Annotated in this window: 17 protein-coding genes; 2 read left to right on the plus strand and 15 right to left on the minus strand. The window is 60.2% G+C overall.

Annotated elements, in window-relative coordinates; translation table 11 throughout:
- Nucleotides 1–11: 11 nt before the first annotated feature.
- The 11 genes from ACVHNU_RS10575 to ACVHNU_RS10625 all read right to left on the minus strand — a co-directional run bounded on the left by ACVHNU_RS10575 (nucleotide 12) and on the right by ACVHNU_RS10625 (nucleotide 17,403).
- On the minus strand, nucleotides 12–3,098 hold the full coding sequence (locus ACVHNU_RS10575; protein WP_473019662.1) for an autotransporter domain-containing protein: 3,087 nt from the start codon (nucleotides 3,096–3,098) through the stop codon (nucleotides 12–14).
- Nucleotides 3,099–3,322: 224 nt separating this feature from the next.
- Complete coding sequence (gene eprS, locus ACVHNU_RS10580) at nucleotides 3,323–6,274, minus strand: autotransporter serine peptidase EprS (RefSeq protein ID WP_473019663.1); 2,952 nt, start codon at nucleotides 6,272–6,274, stop codon at nucleotides 3,323–3,325.
- Nucleotides 6,275–6,466: 192 nt separating this feature from the next.
- Nucleotides 6,467–7,837, minus strand: a complete 1,371-nt coding sequence (locus ACVHNU_RS10585) for a TolC family outer membrane protein (protein WP_103521425.1) — start codon at nucleotides 7,835–7,837, stop codon at nucleotides 6,467–6,469.
- Nucleotides 7,838–7,839: 2 nt separating this feature from the next.
- Nucleotides 7,840–9,189, minus strand: a complete 1,350-nt coding sequence (locus ACVHNU_RS10590) for an HlyD family type I secretion periplasmic adaptor subunit (RefSeq protein WP_003225006.1) — start codon at nucleotides 9,187–9,189, stop codon at nucleotides 7,840–7,842.
- Nucleotides 9,186–10,961, minus strand: coding sequence for a type I secretion system permease/ATPase (locus ACVHNU_RS10595; protein WP_003225008.1), 1,776 nt, complete (start codon nucleotides 10,959–10,961; stop codon nucleotides 9,186–9,188). The genes ACVHNU_RS10590 and ACVHNU_RS10595 overlap by 4 nt, the downstream gene beginning before the upstream one ends.
- A gap of 204 nt (nucleotides 10,962–11,165) precedes the next feature.
- Nucleotides 11,166–11,594, minus strand: coding sequence for an AprI/Inh family metalloprotease inhibitor (locus tag ACVHNU_RS10600; RefSeq protein ID WP_473020064.1), 429 nt, complete (start codon nucleotides 11,592–11,594; stop codon nucleotides 11,166–11,168).
- A 93-nt stretch (nucleotides 11,595–11,687) separates the two neighbouring features.
- Nucleotides 11,688–13,151, minus strand: a complete 1,464-nt coding sequence (locus tag ACVHNU_RS10605; protein ID WP_473019664.1) for a serralysin family metalloprotease — start codon at nucleotides 13,149–13,151, stop codon at nucleotides 11,688–11,690.
- Nucleotides 13,152–13,611: 460 nt separating this feature from the next.
- Nucleotides 13,612–14,697, minus strand: a complete 1,086-nt coding sequence (locus ACVHNU_RS10610) for a polyamine ABC transporter substrate-binding protein (RefSeq protein ID WP_103483487.1) — start codon at nucleotides 14,695–14,697, stop codon at nucleotides 13,612–13,614.
- Nucleotides 14,698–14,752: 55 nt separating this feature from the next.
- Entirely contained in the window at nucleotides 14,753–15,097 is a 345-nt protein-coding gene (locus ACVHNU_RS10615; RefSeq protein WP_201137623.1) for a cupin domain-containing protein, read from the minus strand.
- A 31-nt stretch (nucleotides 15,098–15,128) separates the two neighbouring features.
- Nucleotides 15,129–16,535 (minus strand): NAD(P)/FAD-dependent oxidoreductase, encoded by a 1,407-nt coding sequence (locus ACVHNU_RS10620; RefSeq protein WP_103483489.1) that lies wholly within the window; start codon nucleotides 16,533–16,535, stop codon nucleotides 15,129–15,131.
- Nucleotides 16,536–16,587: 52 nt separating this feature from the next.
- Nucleotides 16,588–17,403, minus strand: a complete 816-nt coding sequence (locus ACVHNU_RS10625) for a helix-turn-helix domain-containing protein (RefSeq protein WP_226499291.1) — start codon at nucleotides 17,401–17,403, stop codon at nucleotides 16,588–16,590.
- A 263-nt stretch (nucleotides 17,404–17,666) separates the two neighbouring features.
- Between ACVHNU_RS10625 and ACVHNU_RS10630 the strand changes: the two genes are divergently transcribed.
- Nucleotides 17,667–17,939 carry a DUF1652 domain-containing protein gene (locus tag ACVHNU_RS10630; RefSeq protein ID WP_045122460.1) on the plus strand — a complete coding sequence of 91 codons (273 nt, stop codon included), beginning with the start codon at nucleotides 17,667–17,669 and terminating at the stop codon, nucleotides 17,937–17,939.
- A 57-nt stretch (nucleotides 17,940–17,996) separates the two neighbouring features.
- Here ACVHNU_RS10630 and ACVHNU_RS10635 read toward each other — a convergent pair whose 3' ends face one another.
- Nucleotides 17,997–20,471, minus strand: a complete 2,475-nt coding sequence (locus ACVHNU_RS10635) for a UvrD-helicase domain-containing protein (protein ID WP_473019665.1) — start codon at nucleotides 20,469–20,471, stop codon at nucleotides 17,997–17,999.
- A 279-nt stretch (nucleotides 20,472–20,750) separates the two neighbouring features.
- Here ACVHNU_RS10635 and ACVHNU_RS10640 point away from each other — a divergent pair, with 279 nt between their 5' ends.
- A complete protein-coding gene (locus ACVHNU_RS10640; RefSeq protein ID WP_003225024.1) occupies nucleotides 20,751–21,446 on the plus strand; it encodes a pirin family protein in 696 nt (231 codons plus the stop codon).
- 186 nt (nucleotides 21,447–21,632) lie between these two features.
- Here ACVHNU_RS10640 and pgm read toward each other — a convergent pair whose 3' ends face one another.
- The 3 genes from pgm to ACVHNU_RS10655 form a co-directional block, all read right to left on the minus strand.
- Nucleotides 21,633–23,279, minus strand: a complete 1,647-nt coding sequence (gene pgm, locus ACVHNU_RS10645) for a phosphoglucomutase (alpha-D-glucose-1,6-bisphosphate-dependent) (protein ID WP_473019666.1) — start codon at nucleotides 23,277–23,279, stop codon at nucleotides 21,633–21,635.
- 96 nt (nucleotides 23,280–23,375) lie between these two features.
- Entirely contained in the window at nucleotides 23,376–24,776 is a 1,401-nt protein-coding gene (locus ACVHNU_RS10650; protein WP_473019667.1) for an aminotransferase-like domain-containing protein, read from the minus strand.
- 48 nt (nucleotides 24,777–24,824) lie between these two features.
- Entirely contained in the window at nucleotides 24,825–26,285 is a 1,461-nt protein-coding gene (locus ACVHNU_RS10655) for a hypothetical protein (protein ID WP_473019668.1), read from the minus strand.
- Nucleotides 26,286–26,576: the final 291 nt, after the last annotated feature.

The following is a 26,576-nucleotide window of genomic DNA, read 5'->3' on the forward strand; positions in this document are numbered from 1 at the left end:
CGGCATTGCCTTTAGAACTGCCAGTCGAGCGTCAGACCCACACCGTGATCCTTCTCGTTGTTACCGATCAGTCCGTTATAGTCCAGGTTAACCCGGACATCGCGATTGAGCGCCAGCCCGGCGCGTACACCGACCACGGCAGCATCACGATCCATCGACACACTCTGCACGGTGAACGCGCTGTTGCCATTGGCGAAGGCCAGGTGGCTGTCAGCATCGACACTGCTCAGGTTGTGCTGCCAGCCCAGGGTCGCGCCCAGTTCCAGCTGATGTTTGTCCGACAGCGCGAAGGTGCGCTTGGCGCGTACGCCAAGGGTCGACAGCACCACATCGCGGTTGTCTTCACTACCCTTGAGCGCCGCCGCATCACCCTTCTCGGTGAAGCTGTCGGTGTTCAAGTGCACGTACGACAGATTGGCGAACGGCTCCAGATTCATCGGTTGCAGGCGCAGATCATAAGCCGCTTCGGTGAACACTTGGGTAGTCGCCGCATCGTGCTTGGTTTTCTGTTTACCGCTGACGTCACCGAATTGCAGGTCACGTTTCACATCCACGCGATGCCAGCTGTAGGCCGCACCGGCGGTCAGACGCAGCGCATCGATCTGATGCCCCAGGTACGCACCCAGGTGGTAACTGTCGACCGAGGCCGACGAATGCGTGCCGTCGCCCATACCCAACGAGCTGTCGCTATAACCGGTAACGAAACCCAGACGCGTATCTTCAGCAATCAAGCCGTCGACGCCAGCCAGCAGCCCGCTGATGGAGCTGTTGGAGTCGGCATTTTCATGCCCACCATCGCTCTTGCCCCACGAACCCAGGACCTTGACCCAGGCGTTGCTGCGATCGTCGGTCGGCGCGTTGGCATTGAACAGATCACGCTCACGCAAACGCTCGCCCACGGCTTCACGCAGGTAGCGGCTGTCGTTGATCAGCAGCGTGCCGATGGCTGGATGGATCTCGCCGGACAGCTGCTGGAACGCTTGTTGCGCCGTCGCCGCGTTCGGCGACAACAGCAGGGTTTCGAACAGCGCATTGCCCGCGCCCAGACGCTCGGCAGCCGCGCCGACCGCACGCTGGTTCGGCGTCAGACCGACACTGGCGAACGACGCGCCATTGCGCCCCACTTCCAGTTGTACGCCGCTCGCCGAGTACGCCAGGGTGCCGCCGAGGAACGCGTAGTTCGGCAGCACTTGCCCGAACTGCCCTTGAATGCCACCGGCCGCTTGCAGGATGTTGAACTGCGTGCCGAGCAGGCTCTGCACTTCAGTGGTGGTCAGCAAGGTCGGGCTGTTTTCCAGCGACAGACTGACCGTGGCGCCATCGATCACCGCCTTGCCGCCGGCAACGATCTTGTCGCTGCTGGTCGGCGATACTTCTACCGCGTAGGTCGAACCTGGTTCAAAGGTCACGTCACCGGCGACGTTCAGCGTGCCGATCGAGTTGCCCGGCGCGACGGTACCGCCGCTTTTCGCGGTCAGTGCGCCGATGCGGCCGTTCCCCCCGAGGATCCCGCTGTCGTTGACCGTGACCGCCGAAGCCAGCGAGCCGTTGATCGCCAGACGCCCCTGATTGACCAGGGTCGGGCCGCTGTAGGTGTTGTTGCCGGTCATCACCAGGGTGCCGATGCCCTGTTTGGTCAGGCCGCCGTGACCGGAAATGTCGTTGCGCCAGGTGTCGAGGCCACAAGTGATGTCGGTGCACAGGCGCTCGGTCGGTTTGCCCTTGTCGATGATCGCGCCGATGCCCGGCAAGTCCGCGACGAACTGCCCGGAACCGTAGGCACCCTGGATGCGAAATTCTTCCGGAATGTCTTTCTCGGTGACGAACATCGCCGGACCATCAATGCCCTTGCGCAGGTTGATCATGCCCCAGCCGTACAAGGCGTCGATGCCCGGTGCACCGAGGTCGGTCGCGGTGGTACGCAACACCGTGGCGACCTGATCGCCAGTCATGTACGGGAAGCGCTCCATCAGCACCGCCATCGAGCCGGCCACGTGTGGCGCGGCCATCGAGGTGCCATTGTAGTTGGCGTAGCCAGTGGTCAGGTTGTCAGCGTTGGTGCCGCTGATGATCGAGCTGTAGATCTGCGTGCCCGGTGCCGAGACGCAGAAGCTCGCGGTGTAGCCGCAACGCGAAGAGAACGTACTCATGATGTACGGATTGGCGCTGGCCAGGTCCGGGTTCTTCTGCAACGCGGCGACGGTGATCCAGTTCGGCGCGATGTCTGGCACGAAGTAACCGAGGCCGGCGATGGCATCCGGGTTGTTCAGGTTGTAATCGTTACCGGCGGCGAAGATCGTCACGATACCGCTGCGGGCGGCGGCGATGGCGCCGTCGTAGGCACCGCCGGGCTTGGTGCCGAGCAGCGTGCGGATTTCGTTGAACTGCAATTGCGCGTCGTTGACGGTGAAGTGCGGATACGCCGGGTTGCGGCCGCCGAGGTCGAAACGGTCGGTGATGCCGATGCCCCAGCTGTTGTTGATGATCCGCGCGCCGCTGGCGATCAGCGCATCCCAACCGGCCTTGTACACCGCGCCGTCGTTGCCACGGACGATACCGTCCTCTGGGCCCGGGTCACCGTTGTCGGCACTGATGATCTGCGCACCGAACGCCACCCCGTGCATCGGCCCGCCGTCGCGGCTGCCGGCGGCAATACCGCCGACGTGGGTGCCGTGGGCGCCGAGCTTGCCGTTGGAACCGACCGAGGGCGAACCGTCATAGCGGAACGCGTCCCCGGCTTTGACCGGGATGTACGGGTCGGTGTATTCGCGGATCCCGCTGGTGACCAGGGTGATGACTTTGTTAGCCCCGGAAAACTCCGGGTGGGCGGCGTACACCGGCTGGTCGAAGATCCCCAGCTTCACGCCTTTGCCGGTGTAACCGGCGGCGTAGGCGTAATCCGCGCCGATGGCGCCCAGGCCCCAGTCAGCCTTGAATTCGGCACTGCGCCAACTGGCGGGATCGCCAGTGCGGCCGCTTTCCACATAAGGCGCCGCGTGTGCGCTGCCCCAAGTGGTCAGCGCACAAATCACGGCGCAATTGAGCGTTTTCATGGCGAAGCGACCGCCCGTTTGCGCGGGGGTTTTGTTGTTATTCATCCAGCGACCTTCCTTAGTGTTGTTGCGAAAAATCCGTGTACTTCAATCTCATGAATGCTGCTTTTTGTGGCGAGGGAGCTTGCTCCCGCTGGGGCGCGAAGCGGCCCCCTGCATTTTTCCAGTCGAACCCGGTTTTGCGAATTTGCGACTGCTGCGCAGCCGAGCGGGAGCAAGCTCCCTCGCCACAGGTATGTGCTCCTACAGGGAGACGCGTACACCGTCCGTCAGAACTGCCAGTTCAGGCTCAACCCAACCCCATGGCTCTTCTCGCGATTGGCCAGTTGCCCGTTGTAATCAAGGTTGACCCGCACGTCCTTGCTCAAGGCCAGGCTGGCTTGCACACCGACCAGCGCCGCATCACGCACCAATGGCGAACTCTCGACCGAGTACGGCGTGCTGCCGCTGGCAAAACGCAGATGTTGTTCAGAGTCGATGTCGCTGAGGCTGTGCTGCCAGCCGAGATGCCCGCTCAGGTCCAGCGCCTGCTGATTCGACAGGTTGAAGCGCTTGACCGCGCGCACACCGAGCGTACCGAGCACCGCATCACGCTGGTCGCCAGAGCTTTTCAGCGCCGCCGCGTCACCTTTTTCGGTGAAGCCGTCAGTGTCCAGATGCACGTAAGCGAGGTTGGCGAACGGCTCCAGTGCCAGCGGTTGCAGGTTCAGCCGGTAAGCTGCTTCACCGAAGACCTGAGCAGTGGTCGCATCGACCTTGGCTTTCTGTTTGGCGCTGACGTCGCCGTATTGCAGATCGCGCTTCACATCGGCGCGATGCCAGCTGTAGGCCGCGCCGGTGCTCAGGCGCCAGGCGCCGATTTCATGACCGGCGTAAGCGCCGAGGTGATAGCTGTCGACCTTGGCCGACGAGTGCGTGTCCGACCCCATGTTCAGCGAGCTGTCGCTGTAACCGGTGACCAGACCGATGCGGGTCTGCTCGTCCAGCGCACCGTCGACACCGGCGAGCAAGCCACCGATCGAAGTGCTGTAGCGCGCCGTGTCGTTAGCGGAGTCGGTCGAACCCCAGGCACCGAGGGCCTTGATCCAGCCATTGCTTTGTGAGGTGCTGGCATCGTGCAGACGTTCGCCCACCGCGTCGCGCAACTGGCGGCTGTCATTGATCAGCATCGAACCGATTGCCGGGTAGATCTCCCCACTCAGTTGCTGGAAAGCTTGCTGCGCCGAGGCGGCAGACGCTGAGAGCAGCAGGCTTTCGTACACCGAATTGCCAGCGCCCAAACCTTCGACGGCAGCCGCTACGGCGCGCTGATTCGGGGTTTGTCCGACGCTGGCGAACGAGGTAGCGTTGCGCTGGATGTCGAGCTGAATCGCGTTGGCCGCGTAGTCGAGGTTGCCGCCGATGAACAGGTAGTCCGGCAGTACCGCGCCGAACCGGCCCTGAATGCCGCCAGCCGCTTGCAGAATGTCGTACGAGTGGCCGAGCAGGCTGCGAGTTTCAGTGGTGCTGAGCAGAGTCGGGCTGTTTTCCAGCGACAGGCTGACCGTGGCACCGTTGATGCTCGCGACGCCGCCGGCGACGATGCGGTCGCTGCTGGTCGGTGACAGCTCCACCGCGTAAGTCGAGCCCGCGGCGAAGGTCACGTCACCGGCCACGTTCAAGGTGCCGATGGAGTTGCCCGGCGCCACACGGCCGCCGCTGTTGGCGAGCAACGCGCCGATGCGCCCGGAGCCGCCCAGGGTGCCGCTGTCGTTGACCGTCACCGCCGACGCCAGCGAACCGTTGACGCTGAGCAAGCCGCCATTGACCGTGGTCGGGCCACGGAAGGTGTTGTCGCCGGTCAGCAGCAAACGTCCTGCTCCGGACTTGATCAAACTGCCCTGATAGACCCGGGTCGCCGCGGCGGCATCACGCGCCATACCGACCGCGTAGTCGGTCTGATCCTGCTGACTGGCGCCGGCCGCAATGCCGTTCTGCCAGCCCTTGTCCTGCAGGGTTTGCTGCCAGGCGCTGTGTTCGGCGAGGTCTTCGCGCTGACGCTGAATCAGTGCCTTGTCGGAGATGTCATTGCTCCAGACATCGCTTTGCCCGGCCGCCAGGTTGGCATCGAACGCGCCAAGCAACTGCCCCGGCCCGCGCATCGCCCGATCCAGGTTGGCCACGCCCCAGCCGACCCGTTCGGTGGGTGCATCGGTGACCGAGCCGTCGAGTTGCGTGGCGGTGGTCAGCAGCACTTCGAGCGCCTGCTGATTGTTCATGTACGGATAGCGTTCCATCACCAGCGCCAGTGCCCCGGTGGCGTGCGGCGCGGCCATCGAGGTGCCGGACTTGATCGCATAATCGCCACCCGGAATGGTGCTGTCGATCTTCGCCCCCGGTGTGGTGATGCACCAGTATTTGGCGATGCCGCACTGGTTGTACTTCTGCTGATTACTCTGATCCAGCCCCGAGACCGCCAGCCAGTGACCTTCGAGATCCGGCTGAAAGTACGGCAACGCCGAGCGCACGCTGGCGTTCGGATAGCCGCTGTTGCCGGCGCTGAACACGTTGATCACGCCACGGCGCGAGACGTCCGCCGCTGCATCGAGCCAGGTGCCCTGATTCCAGTGTTGGGCATAAGCGGCATGCAGATCGGCCAGGGTGCGATAGCTGACATCAGGCGGCTGACTGCCCCAACTGTTGTTGATCGCGCGCACGCCGGCAGCGGCCAGGGCGTCGTAGGCCGCTTTGAAATAGCGCGGATCGGGTTTGGGGCCGAAGAGGAAGCTGTCGTTGTTGTTGGTGTTGCCGACGTAGATTTGTGCGTTGTACGCCACGCCGTGCATGCCGGTGCCGTCCCGGCTCGCGCCCATGGTGCCGACCACGTGAGTGCCGTGGGAATCGTTGTTGGGGTTGAGGGTGCCGTTGACACTGAACAGCGAACCATCGACGTAACTGCCGGAGGCCAGCACCGGGTGATAGCGGTCGCTGGCGAACTCGGGATGGGCGGCATCGAAGCCGGAGTCGAGAGCGCCGATCTTCACGCCTTTACCGGTGATGCCGGCGGCGTAGGCCTGATCCGCCTGCATCCGCGCCAGGCCCCAGTCGCGCTGGAATTCGGCGCTGCGCCAACTGGCGGGATCGCCGGGCTTGCCGGTTTCAAGGTACTGCGCGTTGGCTTGCGCAATGGAAACTGCGAGCAACAGAGTGCCGACCGCTGCCGGCTTGATGCGTACGTCCATGTTCACCACTCACTTTTCTTATGTTTTTGTTATGACCCGTTTCGCCGGGCGAGCATTTCCTGAAATATCGAGCGCGTCTCCATTCGTGGCGAGGGAGCTTGCTCCCGCTGGCTGCGCAGCAGCGCAAAATCCGGTGAGCGCTGCGCACTCAAGCGGGAGCAAGCTCCCTCGCCACAAGTTCAGTGCCAAGCATTAACGCGGGTTGCTTTTCGGGCCTTGTCCGAAGGCCTCATCCACCCGCGCCAGATCCTGTTCGTTCAAGGTCCCCGCGTAGTAATGCAGCTTGGTCCAGGCCATCAAGTAGTCGTAGCGTGCCTGAGCCAGATCGCGGCGGGTGGTAAATAGTTGTTGTTCGGCATTCAACGCATCGAGATTGGTCCGCTCGCCGCCGAGAATGCTTTGCTTGGTCGACACCACCAGCGCTTCAGCCGAGGCCAAGGCCTTCTGGTACGCGCGCAGCTTGTTGACACCCGACAGGCAGGCGCTGAACTGGCGGCGCAATTCGATCAACGTCTCGCGAGTCTTGCCGTCGAGTTCGTATTCCGCCTGCTCCATGGTGCGGCTGGCCTGACGGGTCGAAGCCGACACCCCGCCACCGGCATACAGCGGCACGTTGACTTCAAAACCGATGGTATTGGTGTCATAGCGCTGGTTATAGGTGTTGCCGCTGTCCGATTCAGTCTGGCGGATCGAAGCATAGGCACTGACTTTGGGCATGTGCCCGGCGCGGTTGCGCTCCACTTCGTACTTGGCCACTTCAACCGCCTGACGCTGCGACGCCAGGTTCGGGTTGTTGCTGATCGCCAGTTCGTGCCAGGTGTCGTAGTTGGCCGGCATCAGGGCGAAGGTCTGGAAATTCTGATCCAGTGGCGCCAGCTCGCTGATGTCCACCGTCGGCACGCCGACCAGCGCACCCAGCTCACGCAGCGCCGCGTCCTGCTCGTTGCGCGCTTCGATCTCCTCGGCGGTCGCCAGCTCATAGCGCGACTCGGCTTCAAGGATGTCGGTGCGTGTGCCCTCACCCTGTTTGAACATGTGCTCGTTCTGCTGGAACTGCTGCTCGTAGGCTTTCTTCTTGGCCTGGGCGATGTCGATCTGATCCTGGGCGAACAAGGCCTTGGTGTAGTTATCCAGCACCCGCACCAACAGCTCCTGACTCTTGCCGCGAAACGCCTCGTCGGCGAACAGCGACTGGGCCACGCCTTTGCGATATGCCGCATAGGCTTCGTAATCGAGCAACGGTTGCTGCAAGGTCAGAGTCGAGCCGTAGCTGTTGTAGTTGCGGTCTTCGGTGAGGCTGCCGCGATTGGTCAGTTGCGTGGCCTTGGAGGTGTTATGACCACGGTTGTAGTTGTAACCCAGTCTCGGCAATAGCCCGGCGCGGCCGATGATGCGGTTTTCCAGGCCCGCGTCGCGCTCCTTGATCGCGCCGAGGAACACCGGGTCGTTACGCAATGCCTGCTCGTAGATCTCGAATGGCCCCATGGCCGCCAGCGCGCTGTTTCCTGCGAGCAGCGCGAACGCTGCTCCCAACATCGAAAGCTTATTCATACAGCCGAACATCCTTATTCTTCGGTCAACGCGGAGCCGGCCCGATCGAGCAGCGGTTTGAACAGGTAGTTGAGCAGTGAGCGTTCGCCAGTGCGCACGAACATTTCCGCTGGCATACCGGGCTTGATCACCAGACCGTGAAGCTTCTCCATGGCCTGGTCACTGACACTGCTGCGCAACACGTAGTACGGCACGCCGGTTTTCTCGTCGACCATCTGGTCGGCGGAAATCAGACTGACCTCACCCGGCACACGCGGGGTCTTGCTCTGGTTGAACGCGGTGAAGAGGATATCGACCGGCAGATGCGTGCCGACCTTGTCGATCAGGTTGATCGGCAAGTGCCCTTCGACTTCCAGGGTGGTGCCTTGCGGGACGATCTCCAGCAGGGTTTCGCCCTGACGCACCACGGCGCCTTCGGTGTGCACGCCGAGGTTGACCGCCACACCATCGGCGGTGGCAAGGATCTCACTGTGTTGCAGGTCGAAACCGGCAGAAGTCAGTTGCTCGGACAGGGTCACGCTTTTCAGCTGCGCGTCGGCCAGTTGCGTGCGCACTTCCTTCTGGTATTCCTCGCCATGCTGTTGCAACTTCAGGCGCGACTCGAGGATGCCCTGCTCCACCCGGCCGCTTTCACCGGTGTTTTCCGCCAGTTGCTGCTGCACTTGCGACAGCTGCCGCTGGTACTCCATCAAACGGTTGCGCGGGATGTAGCCGTTGTCCGCCAGCGGTTGCAGGTTGCTCAGTTGCTGTTGCAGCGAATCGGCCTGGGCATTGAGGTCGGTGCGCGCGCGTCGCATGCCCGCCAGTTGCGCGGTGGCACCTTCGATGCTGGCGCGCAGGCCGGCCTGCTCGCGGTAGAACGCTTCGCGGCGGCTGCTGAACAGTTGACGCTGACCTTCCAGCACCAGTGCCAGACGCGGGTCCGGGTCGTTGCTCAGCTCGGCGGGAAAGGTGATTTCTTTGAGGTTGTCGCGTTCGGCCTGCCAGCGCGCGAGGCTGGCCCACGCCATGCGGTATTGCGCCTGCAGCGACTGCACGTCGGCGGCGACCTGGGTCTGATCGAGGCGGAACAACGGTTGCCCCTGCTTCACGATTTCGCCTTCACGTACCAGAATCCGGCTGACCACGCCGCTGCTCATCGACTGCACAGCCTTGCGCTTGCCCGACACCACCACGGTGCCCTGCACTGGAATGCCTTGATCCAGCGGCGCCAGTGCGGCCCAGGTGAAGAAGCTGCCGGCGCCGACGATGGCCAGAATCCAGCCCATGCGCGCGAAGAATTTCGCATCGCGCTCCGGGCGCTCGGTGACGTACGCGTGTTCCATGGAGGCTTCGTTTTCAGTGTTCATGCTGGCGCTGCTCATACACCCGAATTCCTTGTCGTGGGCTGGTACTGCCGGCTCATGCTGAGCCCGCCCGGTGCCTGCGCAGATTTTTCCCGTTGTTGTTCCTGGGCGCCGGACAGCGCCTTGAGGACATCCTGACTGTTGCCGAACGCCTGCAAACGACCATCGTTGAGCACCAGCAACTTGTCGGCCTGGGCCAGTACCGAAGAACGGTGCGTGACCAGCACCACGGTGGTGCCCTTGGCCTTGAGCTGGGCGATGGCGCTGGCCAGCGCGGCTTCGCCAACGGTGTCGAGGTTGGAGTTCGGCTCATCCAGCACGACCAGACTCGGATCGCCATACATGGCGCGAGCCAGAGCGACGCGCTGCTTCTGGCCGCCGGACAGGCCGCTGCCGTCCTCCCCCAGTTGGGTGTCGTAGCCTTGGGGCATACGCAGAATCATCTCGTGGACACCCGCCTGTTGCGCGGCGGCCACGACTTTTTCCGGGTTGGCTTCGCTGAAACGGGCGATGTTCTCGGCGATGCTGCCGCTGAACAGTTCGATGTCCTGTGGCAGGTAGCCGATGTATGGACCGAGTTCATCGCGGTTCCAGCGGTGGATATCCGCACCGTCCAGGCGCACAGTCCCGCCAAGGGTCGGCCACACGCCGACCAGCACCCGGGCCAGGGTCGACTTGCCGGAACCAGAGGCGCCGAGCACGCCCAGCACTTCGCCCGCGCCGATGCTGAAGTTGACCATCTGCAGGGTCGCCGCGCGCTGCCCCGGAGGGCCGGCACTGACTTGCTCAAAGGCAATCTGGCCTTTCGGCGCCGGCAACGCCATGGCGTCGTCACTCGGCGGAAACGCCTGCAGCAACGAGTCCAGACGACGGTAGGCCAGCTTCGCCCCGCTCCACTGTTTCCACACGGCGATCAACTGGTCGATCGGGCTCAGCACCCGGCCCATCAGGATCGAACCGGCGATCATCATCCCGGCGGTCATGTCGCCCTTGATCACCAGCAACGCACCCAGGCCGAGCACCAGCGATTGCAGGCACAAACGCAGGGTCTTACTGATCGAGCTGATTACCGCGCCAGTGTCGCTGGCCTGATTCTGCAGGCCAAGGAAGCGCGAATGCACACCAAACCAGCGCTTGCGCAGCGCGCCAAGCATGCCCATGGCCTGAATGGTTTCGGCATTATGCAGGTGGCTGGTCGCCAGTTGGCTGGACTTCTGCGAGTAACCGGCGGCTTCGCCCAGCGGCTTCTTGGTCATGTATTCGTTGAGGCACGCCAGCGCGATCAGCAGCAGCGCCCCAGCGGTGGCGAGCACGCCCAGCCAGACGTTGAACAGGTAGATGACGAACAGATAGACCGGGAACCACGGAGCGTCGAAAAACGCAAACAGCGCCGGCCCGGTGACGAATTGGCGAATGTGGGTCAAGTCGCCCAGCGATTGCCCGGCGTTACCCTCGCCCTTGAACAGGTTGCGTTCGAACGCCGCCTGATAGACCCGCAGGTTGAAGCGGCGCTCCAGTTGGCTGCCGATACGGATCACGATGAAACTGCGCACTACCTCCAGCATGCCGATGAACGCAAAAAATCCAACGACCATCAAGGACAGCATCGCCAGGGTGGTTTCGTTCTGCGAAGACAGTACGCGGTCGTAGACCTGCAGCATATAAATCGAGGGCACCAGCATCAGCACGTTAATCAGTGCAGTAAAGCACCCGACGCTGATCAGAATGCCTTTATAGTCACCCAAAGCCTTGAATAAGGGAGCGGTGGCTGGGGCCTTCGCCATCTTCATTGAATATTCCTGAAATTATTCCCCGCCAATCTTTGACGAGACGCTTCCATTAATTATCCGCGCACATGCCGGACTAGTTCTTGCAACTTTCACTGACACTTCAATAACAACTTCCGTCATTTAAACGGCCATTCGTTGTATTGAGCTGTTGCTTATAACTGCAACGCACAACCTTATATGCAACTGCTCAGTCGGTGGCGCTGTTCACGACTGCGGCGTATGGCGCGTGAGCGTAATCACCAGCCCCGACTTCAAAGTGCTCAGATAAAGCCCATCACGTTGTCGGCTGAAGAACTGGATTCTTGAACCTTCCTTGCCGGTAATCGACAGGCCGTCCGGATCAGGAAACCAGCCGATCGGCGCTTGCTCAAGCCATGCCCCCAGGCATTCGGCGCCCTTGCCCAGCGTCTGGTTGGGTTCAAGATCGATCAGGCAGGTGTTCGACGGTTTGTCTTGCAATGCCTGCGCCTGCGGGGCGTCATCAGGCGCAGTCAATACAGCCTGCCATTGCCCGGCAAAAACCGATGGATCTTCAAGTCTGAGGCTGCTTGCCATGGTTGTTTCTCCAGAAATCATGATGAACGCCGCCGAAAGCCACGCCATTGCCTTGTAGGTAAAAGCTTTATAGATCATGAGAATATTCGCTCCGGCACGTAGCCTTGCCCAGCGGCCAGGACGATGCAAGTAAAGAAAGCGGCGCATTGAGCGCCGCTTTCCCGTTTCACATCACGCCACGATGTCGCTGGTCGCTGCCTGGCCAACGGTGCTGACCTGGAAGTCCGCCACGCCGTGCCCGGAGAAGTCCACCGACAACAGGCTGTTGCCGCCCGACGAAGTCAGGATCGCGTCGCCGGCTGCACCGGTGAAGCTGCTGACGAAGTGCAGACCGGAACCGTTGGTGATGGCGCTCAGGTCGATTTTGTCCAGACCGCTGACGAAATCGAGGATCTGATCGATGGCACCCGGCTTGGAGTCGGAGCTGGCTGCGAACACAAAGGTGTCCGAACCGGCGCCGCCCCACAGTTTGTCCGCACCACCGGCGCCGTAGATGATGTCGTTGCCGGCACCGCCCTTCAGCTCGTTGGACGCACTGTTACCGATCAGCAGGTCGTTGCCCGAACCGCCGATGGCGTTTTCGATGGTCACGCCCTTGGCGATGGACACGTTACCCACCATGCCACCAACGTCGGAGAACGAGGCTTCATTGAGGTTGATCTTCTGGTTCTGGGTGAAACCCGAGAAGTCGAAGGTGTCTTTGCCGCCCGCATCCCACACCGAGAACACCAGCTTGTCGCTCGACGACGAGGCGCTGAGGAAATCGCGCCCGGCGTTGGAGTTGAAGCCGTAGGTGGTGTCACCGGCACGGGTGCTCATATTGGCGCCGTACAGCTTCTGGATCGCCGCAATGTCATCCATCAGCGGGCCGGAGGCATAGGCTTCCACACCGCCCTTGCTGAAGTTCTGGGCGGTGTTGCTTTCGCTCCAGTAACTCATGAGGCTGTAACCACGGGTGTCCTGACCGTAGGAAGCATCCTTGTAGGTCGGGTTGCCTTCGCCGGCGTTGTAGTCGCCAGGGTGAGACAGGCCCAGGGTGTGACCGATTTCGTGCGTCAGAGTCTGACGCCCGTAATTGTTCAGGCCCGGGGTTTTGTTGACGTCATAGCCACTGCCGGTCAGGTACCAGGACTGACCGTCATAGCCTGGCTCGGTGCCTGGCAGGAACGCAAACGCCGCCGCGCCTTCCTGGCCACCGCTGTAGTTACCGAATGTCATGTGACCGTCGCCACCTTTGGCAGCCTCGGTAAACGTGACATTGGCAACGTCAGCCCAGGATTGCATGGCGAGCACGGCCTGAGCTTTTTGCAGGGCACTGAACTGACTGAAACCGGTGACGCCCAAGCCGCTGAAGTTGGCGGTTTTGGCGGTCAGAAAGGTGTAAGTCAGTTCGATCTTGCCGCTGTTATCGAGATCGTGCCAGGAAGCACCGTCTCGCAACAGTTGAGTAGCGGCTTGATCCACCGAGAAGGAGGGTTTGCCATTGACCGTGAGGTTGCCGCCACGATCGTACTGATGGCTGAAGCTATTGATCTGGTTCCAGGCGGAGCTGGATGCAGCCAGAGACTGCGCTGCGCCGACAGGTACGAATGTATCTGCGGTGATATCAATAGCGTTAGCTTTTACTTTCGACATAAACACACTTCCTTGTTTAGCAATGGAACAGTTTTTGTCAGATAGCGACAATCCCTGGCGAGATCGTCCTATCACTCGCCCAATGAAGGCGTAAGAAACCTGACACAATTTGAAATCTGTCGTCTAGCGTTTTTTTGAGATCAAATTGAACTGTTGCGTAAAACTGCCGAAAACAAAGCCTGCGGGGTCGAAAGATTGTTTTACCGGGCATCACCACGCCCAATTGTCTGACGATTTTCTATTTAAATATTAAATATTGGTAAGTTGTTTTTTGTTAGACGCGTCTCACTTTCCTGCACTCTATTAGTGCGATGCCAGTGTATTGATATCAAATAAAATGCTGCGCTGAAAACACATTGTGGGAGCGGGCTTGCTCGCGAATGCGGCTTATCAATCAACATAATTGCTGACTGAACGGACGCATTCGCGAGCAAGCCCGCTCCCACAGGAATGAAGTGAATCAACTACCCGTTCGAATTTTGTTCCACACCCGCGTACGAATCCGGTCGATGTTCAGCGGCATCGCTTCCAGCGCGAACAGCTTGCCCATCATCTCCGGGCTCGGATAGACCTTGGTGTCGCTCTTGATAGCCGGGTCGATCAGACTGTCAGCCTGCTCGTTGCCGTTGGCGTAGTGCACGTAATTGCTGATGCCGGCCATCACGTCCGGGCGCAGCAGGTAGTTCATGAACGCGTAACCGGCCTTCTCGTCCGGCGCATCGGCCGGCATGGCCACCATGTCGAACCAGATCGCCGCGCCTTCCTTGGGAATCGCGTAACCGATGTCGATGCCGTTCTTCGCTTCCTTGGCGCGGTTTTCCGCTTGCAGGATGTCGCCGGAGAAGCCGACCGCCACGCAGATGTCACCGTTGGCCAGGTCACTGGTGTATTTCGAGGAATGGAAGTAGCTGACATACGGCCGCACTTTCATCAGCAGCGCTTCGGCTTTCTTGTAGTCCTCGGGGTTCTTGCTGTGGGGCGGCAAGCCGAGATAGTTGAGCGCCGCCGGCAGCAGTTCCGGGCCGTTATCGAGGATCGCCACACCGCACTTCTGCAGTTTTTCCATGTACTCGGGCTTGAAGATCAGATCCCAGGAGTCCACTGGCGCGTTGTCACCCAGCACCGCTTTGACCTTGGCGATGTTGTAGCCGATGCCGGTGCTGCCCCACAGGTACGGAAAGCCGTGCTCGTTGTTCGGGTCGTTGACCTGCAAGGCCTTGAGCAATACCGGGTTGAGGTTCTTCCAGTTCGGCAACTGGCTCTTGTCGAGCTTCTTCAGCGCCCCGCCCTGGATCTGCCGGGCCATGAAGTGGTTGGACGGGAACACCACGTCATAACCGGATTTGCCGGTCATCAACTTGCCGTCGAGGGTCTCATTGCTATCGTAGACGTCATAGGTGACGCCGATGCCGGTGTCTTTCTGGAAGCTTTTCGTGGTGTCCGGCGCGATGTAATCGGACCAGTTGTAAACCTTGACCGTTTCGGCGGCATGGCTGATGGAGGCGGCCAGCAGCAGCGGCGCCAGAGCGAGGGTTTTCTGGATCATGAGGTGATTCCTGTAGTGGCTATTTTTGTTGGCAGGCAATCAAAGGATCAAGCAATCAGAAAATCAGCACGTAGGTCTTGCGCACGGTCTCCTGGATGTCCCAGACGCCGAGCGTGTTGGCCGGCAACATCAGTGCGTCGCCACCTTGTATGTGCAGGGTTGCGCCGCCGTCGTCCGGGGTGAACGTGCAGCGGCCAGAAATGAAATGGCAGAATTCCTGCGCGGTGATCTGCCGGCGCCAGCGCCCCGGGGTGCATTCCCAGACGCCGGTTTCGACGCCGTCGTCGCGTTCGACGCTGGTGGTCGAGGCAATCGCGACCGGCTCACCGAGGGGCACGGCGACCGGGTTGGACTCGTCCAGTTGCAGAGTGGCGGTGTTCTTGAACTGCGTAATGCTCATGGGGGGACCTGTCTTTTGAAGAAAACGGCGGTTAGTGCATGAAACCTTCCATGAAACCCGCGACCTGGCTGGCAAGCTTGCGCCGCCACGGTGCAGTGGCCGGGTTGGCCAGGGTCTGGTCTTCGTGGACAAAACTTTTGATGATCGCGTTGTAGCCCAGCCAGCGGCACGGTTCCGGTTCCCAGGCGCGCAGCGCATGTATCCCGCCATCCGGCAGCACCCACGGCTGATGCACCAGTTCGGTGTCGCGCTCCAGAATCAGATCGGCCAACGTTCGGCCGCCGAGGTTGCTTGCACCGACACCCTCCCCGCCATAACCGCCGGACAGCGCAATACCGTTGGCGCGATCGCAGAGCATGTGCGGCTTGAAATGCCGCGACATGCCGAGGTTGCCGCCCCAGGCGTGGGTGATCTGCACGTTTTTCAGCTGAGGGAACAGTTCGCCGAACAGATAGCGGCGCAGCTCTACTTCATCACGGGTCAGATCGAAGTTGTGGCGTAGCTTGCCGGCGAACTGGTAACCGCCGCGGGCGCCGAAGATCAGGCGGTTATCGGCACTGCGCTGGCCGTAGGTGACCTGGCGGCTGAACTCGCTGAAGGCCTGGCCACGGTTGAGGCCGATTTCATCCCAGGTCGCTGCCGACAACGGTTCGGTGGCGACAATCAGGCTTTGCACCGGCAACTGATAGCGGCCCAGCGGCGGCAACGTCACCGAATAACCTTCGACGGCTGGCACGATCCAGCGACTGCGCACACTGGCCTTGGCCGTGCGCAGGCTGCCGGACTGCCAGTGCGTGACCGGGCTGTTTTCGTAGATCTTCACGCCCATGTTCTGCACGGTGCGCGCCAGACCGCGCACCAGTTTCGCCGGGTGAATGGTCGCCACATGCGGCGCATAGATGCCGCCGTAGGGTTTTGCCACACGAATCTGTTGCGCCAGTTGCTCGGGGCTGAGCCAGCGATAATCGTTGTCGGTCAGGCCCTGAGCATGCAGTTTGTCGAGGTATTCACGCAGGCTGGTTTCCTGCTCCGGATAGCGTGCGGCGCAGTACAGCACCCCGCCTTTGCGGTAATCGCAGTCGATGCCCTCACGTTCGAGCACAACTTCTACTTCATCGGGGATGCTGTGCAGCAGATCGAACGAAGCGCGGCGTTGTTGTGGCGAGAGCCCGGCAAGCAGTCGATCCTCGCCCAGCAGGTTGCCCATCAGCCAGCCGCCATTTCGCCCGGACGCCCCGAAACCGGCGGTTTGCGCCTCGACGATGGCGATATCCAGACCGGGAGCGAGTTTTTTCAGGTAGTACGCGGTCCACAGCCCGGTATAACCGGCGCCGATGATTGCAACGTCGACATCCAGATCCCGCTCCAGCGCTGGCCGCGCGGTAAGCGGCTCGTCGAGTTGATCCATCCACAAACTGATAGTGCGCCACGCCGGCATGCAAGACTCCGCCACTGAAAACCTTCGATGGCGCCGATCCTAGTGCGTGCCTTCAGCGAATGTCTTGCGCGCGTGCCCGCAAAGAAATTTGTTTGGCGTAAGCCTTGGGGGATTGGCCGGTGTGCTGGCGGAAACAGCTGTAGAACGCTGACAGCGAGTTGAAACCGGCCGCAAACGCCAGCTCGTCGATACGCAGCGGCGGCGTGGCCTGATCCAGTGACTTGAGCAAGTGCTGCAAGCGTGCCTGGTTGACGTAGCGATAGAAGCTCTGGCCCAACACCTGATTGAGCAGATAGGAAATCTGATTGCGGCTGTACCCGCACTCCTTCGCCACTCGTTGCAGGTCCAGTTCCGGATCGAGGTACGGCTGCTGGCGTTCGAAATACTGCTGCAGATCCTCGGCCATGAAACTGATCTGGCGCGGCGACAAGCCCAGGCGACTCACCGCCGGGCGCTGACTGGGTGCGACGGCACCGTTGGTTTGCGCACGAACCAGTGAAGCGTATTCGTTGACCCGCCAGATCAACCCGTCCTTGACCGTGATCGCTTCGCTGGAACGGAATGACACCAGCCCGTCGCCGCCGCGCAGGGTCACTTCGTACTGAATGAACGCAGTGTTGCCATCCACGCGGATCCGGTCGCAATGCTCCAGCGCTTCGTCGGATTCTCGCGGCATGCTCACGCGCACGTACTCGCGCAGTTCGTCGAGGCCGAGGACCCGGTTCTGAAAGAAATCGTTGTACTGGACGTCCGGGTGATACAGCGCCATGACGCTGTCCAGATCGCGGTGCTTCCAGCTCAGGTGGTAGCGCATGACCGTGGCGGCCGTGGCCGGGGTCTGTTCGGGGCCGTCATCGTCGGCGTGCATAAAGGGCTCGATGCAAAAGAGTCGAGCTTGCCCAACTTCATGAAAACGATCAACGAGCAAACCGTAGTGGCCTTTTGGCGATCACTGACCAGAGCGTGACTTACATCAAAAAACGCGAAGCAATCGCAAAATGAACTGAAAAATCTCACAGAGATTTCACATCCGGATGCTACTTTTAAAGTCACTGAACGGTTGAGCCAATGAAGGCTCTTCCCACCTAACATGAGCAAAAGGAAGCGCTCGATGAAGAAGGCGGGCAACACATGAATAAAGCTTCGAGCAAAGTCACCTTCCCCAACGCGTGCCAGCTGATGCGCTGGCACTTTCATCCCATGGGTTTCGAAGCAACGATGGATGCACCGGGCAGCATGATTGCCCGTCTGTTTGATCGTGCCAGCGGTGAAACCATGATCGCCATTGCCGGTATTCCATGTGCCACGGTGATGAACGCGGCCGATGTCGAGCGCATTATCGAGGCCGTAGAGGATGAGCTGGAAGCATTCATTCCTCCGGAATCTTTCAGGAGTTACGCATAAGTAATTGTTTTGAATAAAAAAGCCCGCCGTAAAGGCGGGCTTTTTTGTGCGCGGCGGTTACCCGGTTTTTGCTTGCGAGCGGTGATCGACAAAGAACGCCTTGCCTTGCGCAACCCGATCGGACGCCCTCGGCATGTTTACTGCCTGGTTGTCCTGCGGCTCGACGTACCAATAGCAATGGCTGACCGCCCGAGTGATGCCAACATAGGCCAGACGCAGGATCTCGTCCTTTTGCGCCGTGTCATAAGGCTCGCTGTCACCGGCCTTGCCCAGCCCGGCCATGCGGTACACCTGATTCTTGTACGGCGAACTGGTCAGGTGCTGGCAATCACCGAGCAGGAACACGGCGTCGGCTTGCAGACCTTTGGCGCTGTGATAGGTCAGTTGCTTCAGGCGTCGAGCCTCGTACGGCAAGCTCGAATCCACATTAACAACAGGCTGTATATGCTGCTCTATCAATGACTTATCACTGCTTTTTCGATAAAGCATCAAGATTGAATCGCCGCGATTGTAATGTTCGGCCAGGCGCTGACCCAAAGCCTGATCATCGCGCTCCAGCACATTCACCGGCTGCAAAGCCTTGGCTGCGCCACTGGCCTTGGCCTTCTTGCCCGGAATTGCCGGCGCGGCGCGGACGATGTGTTCGGCGGCATCGATGATGTGCTGATGGCTGCGGTAATTGTCACTGAGCATCACCCGCGTGGTGCTCGGAGACGGGAACTCCTTGTTGAACTCCATGAAGTAACTCGGCGAACTGCCCCGCCAGCCGTAGATCGACTGCCAGTCGTCACCCACACACAGCAACGACGAACGCTGTGCGCCCCGCCCGACATGCATGGCCGGGCCACGACTGCGGATTTCCGCAAGGCTGGCGCGGATCCACGAGACGATTTGCGGCGATACGTCCTGAAACTCGTCGATCATCAAGTGCGACATGGGCCGCAGCAGCTCATCACTCAGCAGCTTGAGATTTTCCGGCGAGTGTTCGCTGAACAGCGCGAACATCCGGTTGTAGGTCATCACCGGCGGCTTCTGATCAAGCAAATGATCTTCCAGGGCACGCCAGAACAGGCTCAGCGCCTCGAAGAAAAACCGATCCGGATCATCCTTGGCAAAACTCATACGACCGACAGCGTCCGGCACATCCAGCCCGAGGTTTTCGATGAAACCGGCCGCCGCGACAAAACAGTCCAGCAGCGGCGCTGAGACCAGCTCACCTTTGACCTTGTAATCGAACCCGGGACCCGCGCTCGCGTCGCCGGCCAACGTCGACAGAACTCGCTTTGACATTTCATAGCTATCTAGCCAAATCAATGGCTTACGACAGAAAGCTTGAAACAGGGTGCGTTTTACAGCCCACTCGGCGCGCACGCTGAGCTTGGCGTTGGGCCGGCAGATCTGCGGGTTTTCCCGGGGATCGAAGCCGAGCACCACCCAGGCATCGAGGCTGGGGATGTAGCCATGACAATGAAAGGTCGAACCGTTGATCTCGAACGTCTGCCGGTTGGGCTCAATGCCTTTGATCGGCCAGGCACCGGCGCGAAACCACAGGTCTTCGATGGCGTCGCACAGTTCTTCGTCGCGTTTGGACGCCAGTTCGGTCACCGCCATGCGCTTCTGCACGTCCGGGTGATCGCGCTCCAGTTCCTTGAGCTGCAAGGCAGCCTTGGCCAACGGCTGAATCAACGGGCGAAAACGCTCGTCTTCATTGAATAACCGGTGGTAGCAGGCGTTGAGCTGCTGGCGCTGGGCATCGTTGATCCGCAGATCGAACGGGTTGCTATCGACTTCCTCGTCAGCCCCTTGTGGTCGATTGCTGAGGTTTTCAAAAGCCTGCAAGCGCTCGAAGCCCGGCAGGCTGCGAACCATCGGCAGAATGCGCGAGTGAAAAGTCCGCACCAGTTCCCGCGCCTGTTTCAAACTCAATTTCTGGCCCCAGAGCGCGAGCATCTCGATCAGTTTATTGATGAAATCCTTGCGTGACTCGCGAGTGAAGGTCACCACGGTCATCGAGTCGAGTTCGAAGCCCAGATAATGCGTAAGCAACAGAATACGCAGCACCAGCGTCGTCGATTTACCCGCACCGGCCCCGGCAATCACCGAGGTTGAGGGTGTATCACTGAAAATCATCTTCCATTGCGCGACGCTTGGCTGGGCGTGCTCGGGCAGCAGGCGTGCCACATCGGCCTTCATGCGTTTCTTCAGTTCGGCGCTGAGTGGCAGACGCCAATCATCGAACAGATGGTTGTCGACGCTCGGCGGACGATGCTCGGTGCTGCGGCTGTCACGAATCAGCAGGACCTGGCGACCTTCCTCCAGCCCTTCGAGTTTTCCTTCTTTGAAACCGTACTCCACACCCGCGGTGTGCCCGCTGCGAAACCCGTCAGCCTGACCGTGCAGCCAAGAGGCACGGTGCTGGGCGCGCAAACGCGTCAGGCCATGGCCGAAGAAACGCGCGGCCAGACGTTTGAACCAAGGCATCTCGGCCAACGGACGAAGTTCGGAAGGAAGATCGGGAGTGTGTTGCGCCACGCTGATGGGCTCCAGTGTGTGAGGCTGTTGGGGGCTATGGTGTCTTTATTTGCCCATGAGTTCTAGCGAAATGCTTACAGGTCATTGGTTTAGGCGATGAACTGAAAGTTGGGTGAGATCGTTTCGAGCCTGCTTCCCATCAACAGATTCGATGAGAATGCCGCACTTTTTACGCTTTTTCTCGATGATTGACTGAAGGATGATGCCCGTCTTTAACCAACGGTCTCGCTTCGTGGCTCTGGCGTTGCGCCCCATGACGAACCTTTTGAGGAGACGATCATGCTTGAACTCAGACCTTTCAACACGCTGGGCGGCGCTCATCACGGCTGGTTGGATGCCCATCACCACTTTTCGTTCGCCGAATACTACGACCCGCAGCGCATGAACTGGGGCAATCTGCGGGTGTGGAACGATGATGTGATCGCCGCCGGCACCGGGTTCCCACAACACCCGCACCGCGACATGGAAATCATCACTTACGTTCGTGAAGGTGCGATTACCCACCAGGACAACCTTGGCAACAAGGGCCGTACCGAGGCTGGCGACGTACAGGTCATGAGCGCCGGCACGGGCATCGCTCACAGCGAGTACAACCTGGAAGACCAGGAAACGCGGATTTTCCAGATATGGATTCTTCCAACCGAAACCGGCGCGCCACCATCGTGGGGCGCCAAACCGTTCCCCAAAGGCCAGCGCGAAGGGTTCGTGACCCTGGCCAGCGGCAAGGACGGTGACGACCAGAGCCTGCGCATTCGCGCCGATGCGCGGCTGGTCGCGGCGAATATCAAGGCTGGGGAAACGGCTGAATATCGTCTGGATGCCGGACGCCGAGCCTATCTAGTGCCTGCCACCGGTTTGATTGAAGTCAATGGCTTGCGTGCGCAAGCTCGAGACGGTGTTGCTGTGGAACATGAGTCGGTGCTGACCGTGACCGCGCTCGAAGACAGCGAAATCGTGTTGGTGGATCTGGCTTGATGGCCTGAACTGCAGGCGAAAAAAAGGAGCGACCGTCATGGTCGCCCCTTTTTTGTAACTTTTGTGGCGAGGGGACTCATCCCCGATTGGCCGCGAAGCGGCCCTTCTTTACCGTTGGAGCGGACTGCTACGCAGTCCATCGGGGATGAATCCCCTCACCACAGAAAGAACTCACCTCCCTGAAGATCACTGGGTGCTGATTGCGCCATCCACCAGCGTTTGCGCTTCGGCCACCAGTTGCTTGAGGTGATCGTCGCCAATGAAGCTTTCGGCGTAGATCTTGTAGATGTCTTCAGTACCCGAAGGTCGCGCGGCGAACCAGCCGTTTTCGGTCATCACCTTCAGGCCACCAATGGCCTGATCGTTGCCCGGCGCGTGGCTGAGGATGCTCTGAATCTTCTCGCCTGCCAGCTCGGTCGAAGTCACTTGCTCCGGCGACAGCTTGCTCAGCAGCGCTTTCTGCTCAGGGTTGGCCTTGGCATCGACGCGCACCGAGAACGGTTCGCCCAGTTCATCGGTCAGGGCGCGATAGGCCTGGCTTGGATCACGGCCGGTACGGGCGGTCATTTCAGCCGCCAACAACGCCGGAATCAAACCGTCCTTGTCGGTGCTCCAGACGCCGCCATCCTTGCGCAGGAACGAAGCGCCAGCACTCTCCTCGCCACCAAAACCCAACGAGCCGTCAAACAGGCCATCGGCGAACCATTTGAAACCGACCGGTACTTCGTACAGACGACGTCCCAGACGCTTGGCCACGCGATCGATCAGACCGCTGCTGACCACGGTTTTACCCACGGCGGCATCGGCGCGCCATTGCGGACGATTCTGGAACAGGTAGTCGATGGACACCGCCAGGTAGTTGTTCGGCGCCAGCAGACCACCCGAAGGGGTGACGATGCCATGACGGTCGTGATCCGGGTCGCAGGCGAAGGCCACCTCGTAACGTTCCTTGAGACCAATCAAACCTTGCATGGCATGGCTGGAGGAAGGATCCATGCGGATCTGCCCGTCCCAATCGACCGTCATGAAACGGAAAGTCGGATCGACCTGCTTGTTCACCACGTCCAGATCAAGACGGTAATGCTCGGCAATCGCCGACCAGTAGCGCACCCCTGCTCCGCCCAGCGGATCGACACCCAGACGCAGCTTGGCGTCACGAATGGCATCGAAGTCGATCACGTTGATCAGATCGGCAACGTAGGTGTTCAGATAATCGTGACGGTGAGTGGTGCTGGCCTTGAGCGCCTGCTCGTAGCTGATGCGTTTGACGCCGGCCAGTTTGTTGGCGAGCAGTTCGTTGGCCTTGGCTTCGATCCACTTGGTGATGTGGGTATCGGCCGGGCCACCGTTGGTAGGGTTGTATTTGTAGCCACCGCTTTGCGGCGGATTGTGCGACGGCGTAATCACGATGCCATCCGCCAGGCCCGAAGTGCGGCCACGGTTGTAGCAGAGAATGGCGTGTGAAATCGCCGGGGTTGGCGTGTATTCGTCACCTTCGGCGATCATCACGGTCACGCCGTTGGCCGCCAGCACTTCCAGCGCGCTGGCCCCGGCCGGGGTCGACAGTGCGTGAGTATCAATGCCCACAAACAACGGGCCATCGATGCCCTGGGCTTCGCGGTACAGGCAGATCGCCTGGCTGATTGCCAGAACGTGCCACTCATTGAAACTCAGGTCGAAGGAGCTGCCGCGGTGCCCGGAAGTACCAAACGCCACACGCTGGGTGGAAATCGAAGCGTCCGGTTGGCCGGTGTAATAAGCCGTTACCAGTCGCGGGATGTCGACCAACAATTCTGCCGGTGCCGGTTTGCCCGCAAAAGGACTGATAGTCATGCAAAACCTCTGAAATAGAGTGGTTCAGGAAATACAGCGCAGTTTACTGGCAGTTTGACCACAGCGCGACGGGATCTATCCGACAGATTTCAACGTTCATTCAAGAGGTGCCAACCGCAGTGCATCGCCCAGCAGTGCAATCGCCCCTGCCAAACCGGTGTCACTATGATCCAGCAGGTTCAGGCGCAGATGGCGACGGTGCAATCCCTGCAAACTGAACAGTTCGCCCGGCGCAATCAATACCTGTTGTCGGAGCAGGCGCTGGAACACATCGCGCATGTCCACCGGACGCAGTGCCCGTACCCAGACGGTCGCACCGCCTTGCGGTTCGACGACCTGAAGTGCATCGCCCAAACGCTCGCGCAGCAAGTGAATCATCGGGGTCCGACACTCCCTGAGGAGCCTGCGAAGTACATGCAGGTGCTGGTCGATCCGGCCGTTTCCAAACAGTCGGGAAATGGCTTTCTGACGGATCGGGGACAGTCGGAATGATCGCATCAGAAAATGCCGCAGCATTTCGTTTTTCCATTGGCGCGATAACACGAACCCGTAAGGGGCCTCGATGCCAATGATTTTCTCGAAGGAGGAGAAGATCAACAGCCGGTCAGGATCCAGCCGATCACGCAAGCGCTCGCCGTCCACTCCCTCGCCAAGCTCGCCATAGCAATCATTTTCCAGCACCCAGGTGCCATGCTCGCGAAGCAGTCCGGCAATGATGTCGCGGTTATCCGCAGGAACCTGCGTGCCACGGGGCATGCTCAGGCCCGACGACAGGAGAATCAGCCGCACGTTTTCAGTCTTGAGCAGTGTTTCCAGAAGTTGCGGCTCCAGCCCGCCACAGGCCAGCAACGGCAGCTCGATCACGCGCACCTCTGCCGCCTGCAGCAACCGCAGTATCAACCAGTCACACGGCGACTCGACCAGAACGGTTGCGTGTTTGAGTTGCAGAACGGCAACGAGGATTTCCAGTACCCCGCGCAGATCCGCACCGATGTAGACATCCTCGGCATGCCAGCATTGCCTCGGCGAGGTGGTGTAGCGGGCCGCCAGCGCAGCGCGCAACTCCGAGTCACCACAGGGCTGGCCGAGCAACAGTGGCTGCCGGGGATACTGACGCAGCAGTTCGCGCTCCATCAACAGCAACGGGCTGTCCAGCGATTGGAGTGAAACCGGATCTTCGGCACTCAACAATCGCATTCCAGGGCGCCGCGCATTGACGTAGACCGTTTCGAGCAGATCATTGCCGAACGCTGGCTGCGTAACCTGCGCCACCGCCCGGGCGTAGTACCCGGACTTGGCGACTGAATAGATCCTGCCTTCCTTCTCCAGCAACGAATAAGCGTATTGAATGGTCGAGATCGATACGTTCAGACGATTGGCCAACTGGCGCAACGACGGCAGCCTGGCGTTGCCGTCGCCGGACGACTCCGCTATCAGCCGCATCAGGTAGCGATAGACCGCCTGATAAGCAAAACCGGGCTCCCGCGCAGTCTTCATGAGCCCAATACCGTTGACACAGATGCGCCGAAGAATGGAGCGCTCACCTCAACGTTCCGCTGATCGCTCACCCACGCTGGCGTCGATAGCCGTTTGGTGCGCGGCGTCTGCTGCGTGCGGGGCGGCGCCACGCACCGGCAATGACTCCATGGCGTAGAGACGACTGATCAGCCTGACCGGCAAACCACTGACATCCGTCATCCATTGCAGCACTTGCTCCGGGCCGTGCAGCCCCTGCATGGCACGATGCAAATCGGGCATCGCCACCAACATGCCGGGATGACAACGGCGCAGGAACCGCTCGAGGCCGGCACCACGGTCAATGAACGGCGTGAACAACAGGCAGACCCATTGGGTTTCATTCAAGCCGTAGGTCGCGTGAATGCAGTTCGCCGCGGCCTCGCGCAGTTCATCCAGCGCCGGCTGTTGCCCCAACCTGGCAATCATCTGCTCGCATACCGGTTCCGGCACCCGTTGCTGCTGCATGGTCGCCAGCATGTGCTGAACATGTTGGGAAAATCCGGTTTCATAGCTGCGGCCGTCGAGGAATTCCGCCTCCAGGCCGCGCAAATGGGCCTTGATCAACGGGTCGGCGTATTCGCCCTCGCCCTGGTGGAACACCCACTCCTCTGCCTGAAACCCGAGAAACTCGCTGAGCAGCGGCCAGCGTTCTTCCAGGTTGCCCACCGCCATGTCGTGAATGTCGACAAACGTTGTGCGACGGCATGACTCGAACCCGTCTTCCGGACGCCAGCAGCGGCGCTCGGATTCGGCGTAAAAACCACGATACAAGTCCCCTCCCAATCCGTCGAGCAAGGCGAACAGCTCATCGAATGTTCCGGCATTGGGCGGCAGCGCACCGAGCCCCGCCTTTTGCACCGCCCGATCGAGGTTATCGATGAATTGCTTTTGTCGACGCGGCGACTCGCTGGCAACCCAGGCGTCGACACCATTGCCCCAGCGGGCGATCTGGCCGCAAAACTCCGCCCAGGCCAGGCATGCGTCATCCCACAACTCAAGCTTTTCGTCCGAAGCCCGTCGATGCCCCATCATCAGTAGGTTGGTGCGATTGGCTTCCGTACTGTCCTTGTCGGGCGGCGCCAGGTGATTGAATGGCAACACCTGACGATGATCCACCATCAGCAACTCGACCCGGGGATCGTCGTACAGAAACAGTGCGGCGAAGCTGCGGTGCATATTTCCGGGCGCCGCCCCCGCTCCGCTCCAGCGCAATGTGGCCACACGCAACTGAAAAGTGGCCGGCGCTCGACCAGCGATACTCAGCTGCGCGGCGCGCAGCAACGCCAGGGTATAGCAACTGTCACGGGTACCGGACGGTGTCACCATGACCTTGTATTCACCCATGCGCTCCATTCCACCGGCGGCGACCACCAGCCGCTGAATCAGCAATTGCAATGCTGTGCGTTCGGCTCTGGAAAAGAAACTCAGCAGACGCTGCAATACTTGCTGATAGACATAGTTCATTGCCTGATCATGGATCGTGCTCATCAGTACTTTACCCGGCGTAAAAAATTCATATCGCGCATCAGCAGTGAAGCTGGCGCAATAAATTCATCAATAAGTAATAGACGATCAAATACTAACACTTATGCTTTTGAAGTTATTTGAAACACTTGACGCATGAAAGTCGTTATCTTCGCCACTCTAGGTGACGTAAACCCCCGTCACCATTGAGTTTTCCCTGAGTGAAAAATATCTGAGGAAACTTCTTACAGCGTCCCACGAACATTGAGTACAAGAAAAGCAGAACGACAATAGGAAATAACCTACAGCCATTAA

The organism is Pseudomonas sp. Ors-4-3C (assembly GCF_055755035.1).

Bases quoted from the DNA above. Each gene is read 5' to 3' on its own strand.
- ACVHNU_RS10575 (WP_473019662.1), bottom strand. From the start codon at position 3,098: ATGAATAACAACAAAACCCCCGCGCAAACGGGCGGTCGCTTCGCCATG.
- eprS (WP_473019663.1), bottom strand. From the start codon at position 6,274: ATGGACGTACGCATCAAGCCGGCAGCGGTCGGCACTCTGTTGCTCGCA.
- ACVHNU_RS10585 (WP_103521425.1), bottom strand. From the start codon at position 7,837: ATGTTCGGCTGTATGAATAAGCTTTCGATGTTGGGAGCAGCGTTCGCG.
- ACVHNU_RS10590 (WP_003225006.1), bottom strand. From the start codon at position 9,189: ATGAGCAGCGCCAGCATGAACACTGAAAACGAAGCCTCCATGGAACAC.
- ACVHNU_RS10595 (WP_003225008.1), bottom strand. From the start codon at position 10,961: ATGAAGATGGCGAAGGCCCCAGCCACCGCTCCCTTATTCAAGGCTTTG.
- ACVHNU_RS10600 (WP_473020064.1), bottom strand. From the start codon at position 11,594: ATGATCTATAAAGCTTTTACCTACAAGGCAATGGCGTGGCTTTCGGCG.
- ACVHNU_RS10605 (WP_473019664.1), bottom strand. From the start codon at position 13,151: ATGTCGAAAGTAAAAGCTAACGCTATTGATATCACCGCAGATACATTC.
- ACVHNU_RS10610 (WP_103483487.1), bottom strand. From the start codon at position 14,697: ATGATCCAGAAAACCCTCGCTCTGGCGCCGCTGCTGCTGGCCGCCTCC.
- ACVHNU_RS10615 (WP_201137623.1), bottom strand. From the start codon at position 15,097: ATGAGCATTACGCAGTTCAAGAACACCGCCACTCTGCAACTGGACGAG.
- ACVHNU_RS10620 (WP_103483489.1), bottom strand. From the start codon at position 16,535: ATGCCGGCGTGGCGCACTATCAGTTTGTGGATGGATCAACTCGACGAG.
- ACVHNU_RS10625 (WP_226499291.1), bottom strand. From the start codon at position 17,403: ATGCACGCCGACGATGACGGCCCCGAACAGACCCCGGCCACGGCCGCC.
- ACVHNU_RS10630 (WP_045122460.1), top strand. From the start codon at position 17,667: ATGAATAAAGCTTCGAGCAAAGTCACCTTCCCCAACGCGTGCCAGCTG.
- ACVHNU_RS10640 (WP_003225024.1), top strand. From the start codon at position 20,751: ATGCTTGAACTCAGACCTTTCAACACGCTGGGCGGCGCTCATCACGGC.
- pgm (WP_473019666.1), bottom strand. From the start codon at position 23,279: ATGACTATCAGTCCTTTTGCGGGCAAACCGGCACCGGCAGAATTGTTG.
- ACVHNU_RS10650 (WP_473019667.1), bottom strand. From the start codon at position 24,776: ATGAAGACTGCGCGGGAGCCCGGTTTTGCTTATCAGGCGGTCTATCGC.
- ACVHNU_RS10655 (WP_473019668.1), bottom strand. From the start codon at position 26,285: ATGAGCACGATCCATGATCAGGCAATGAACTATGTCTATCAGCAAGTA.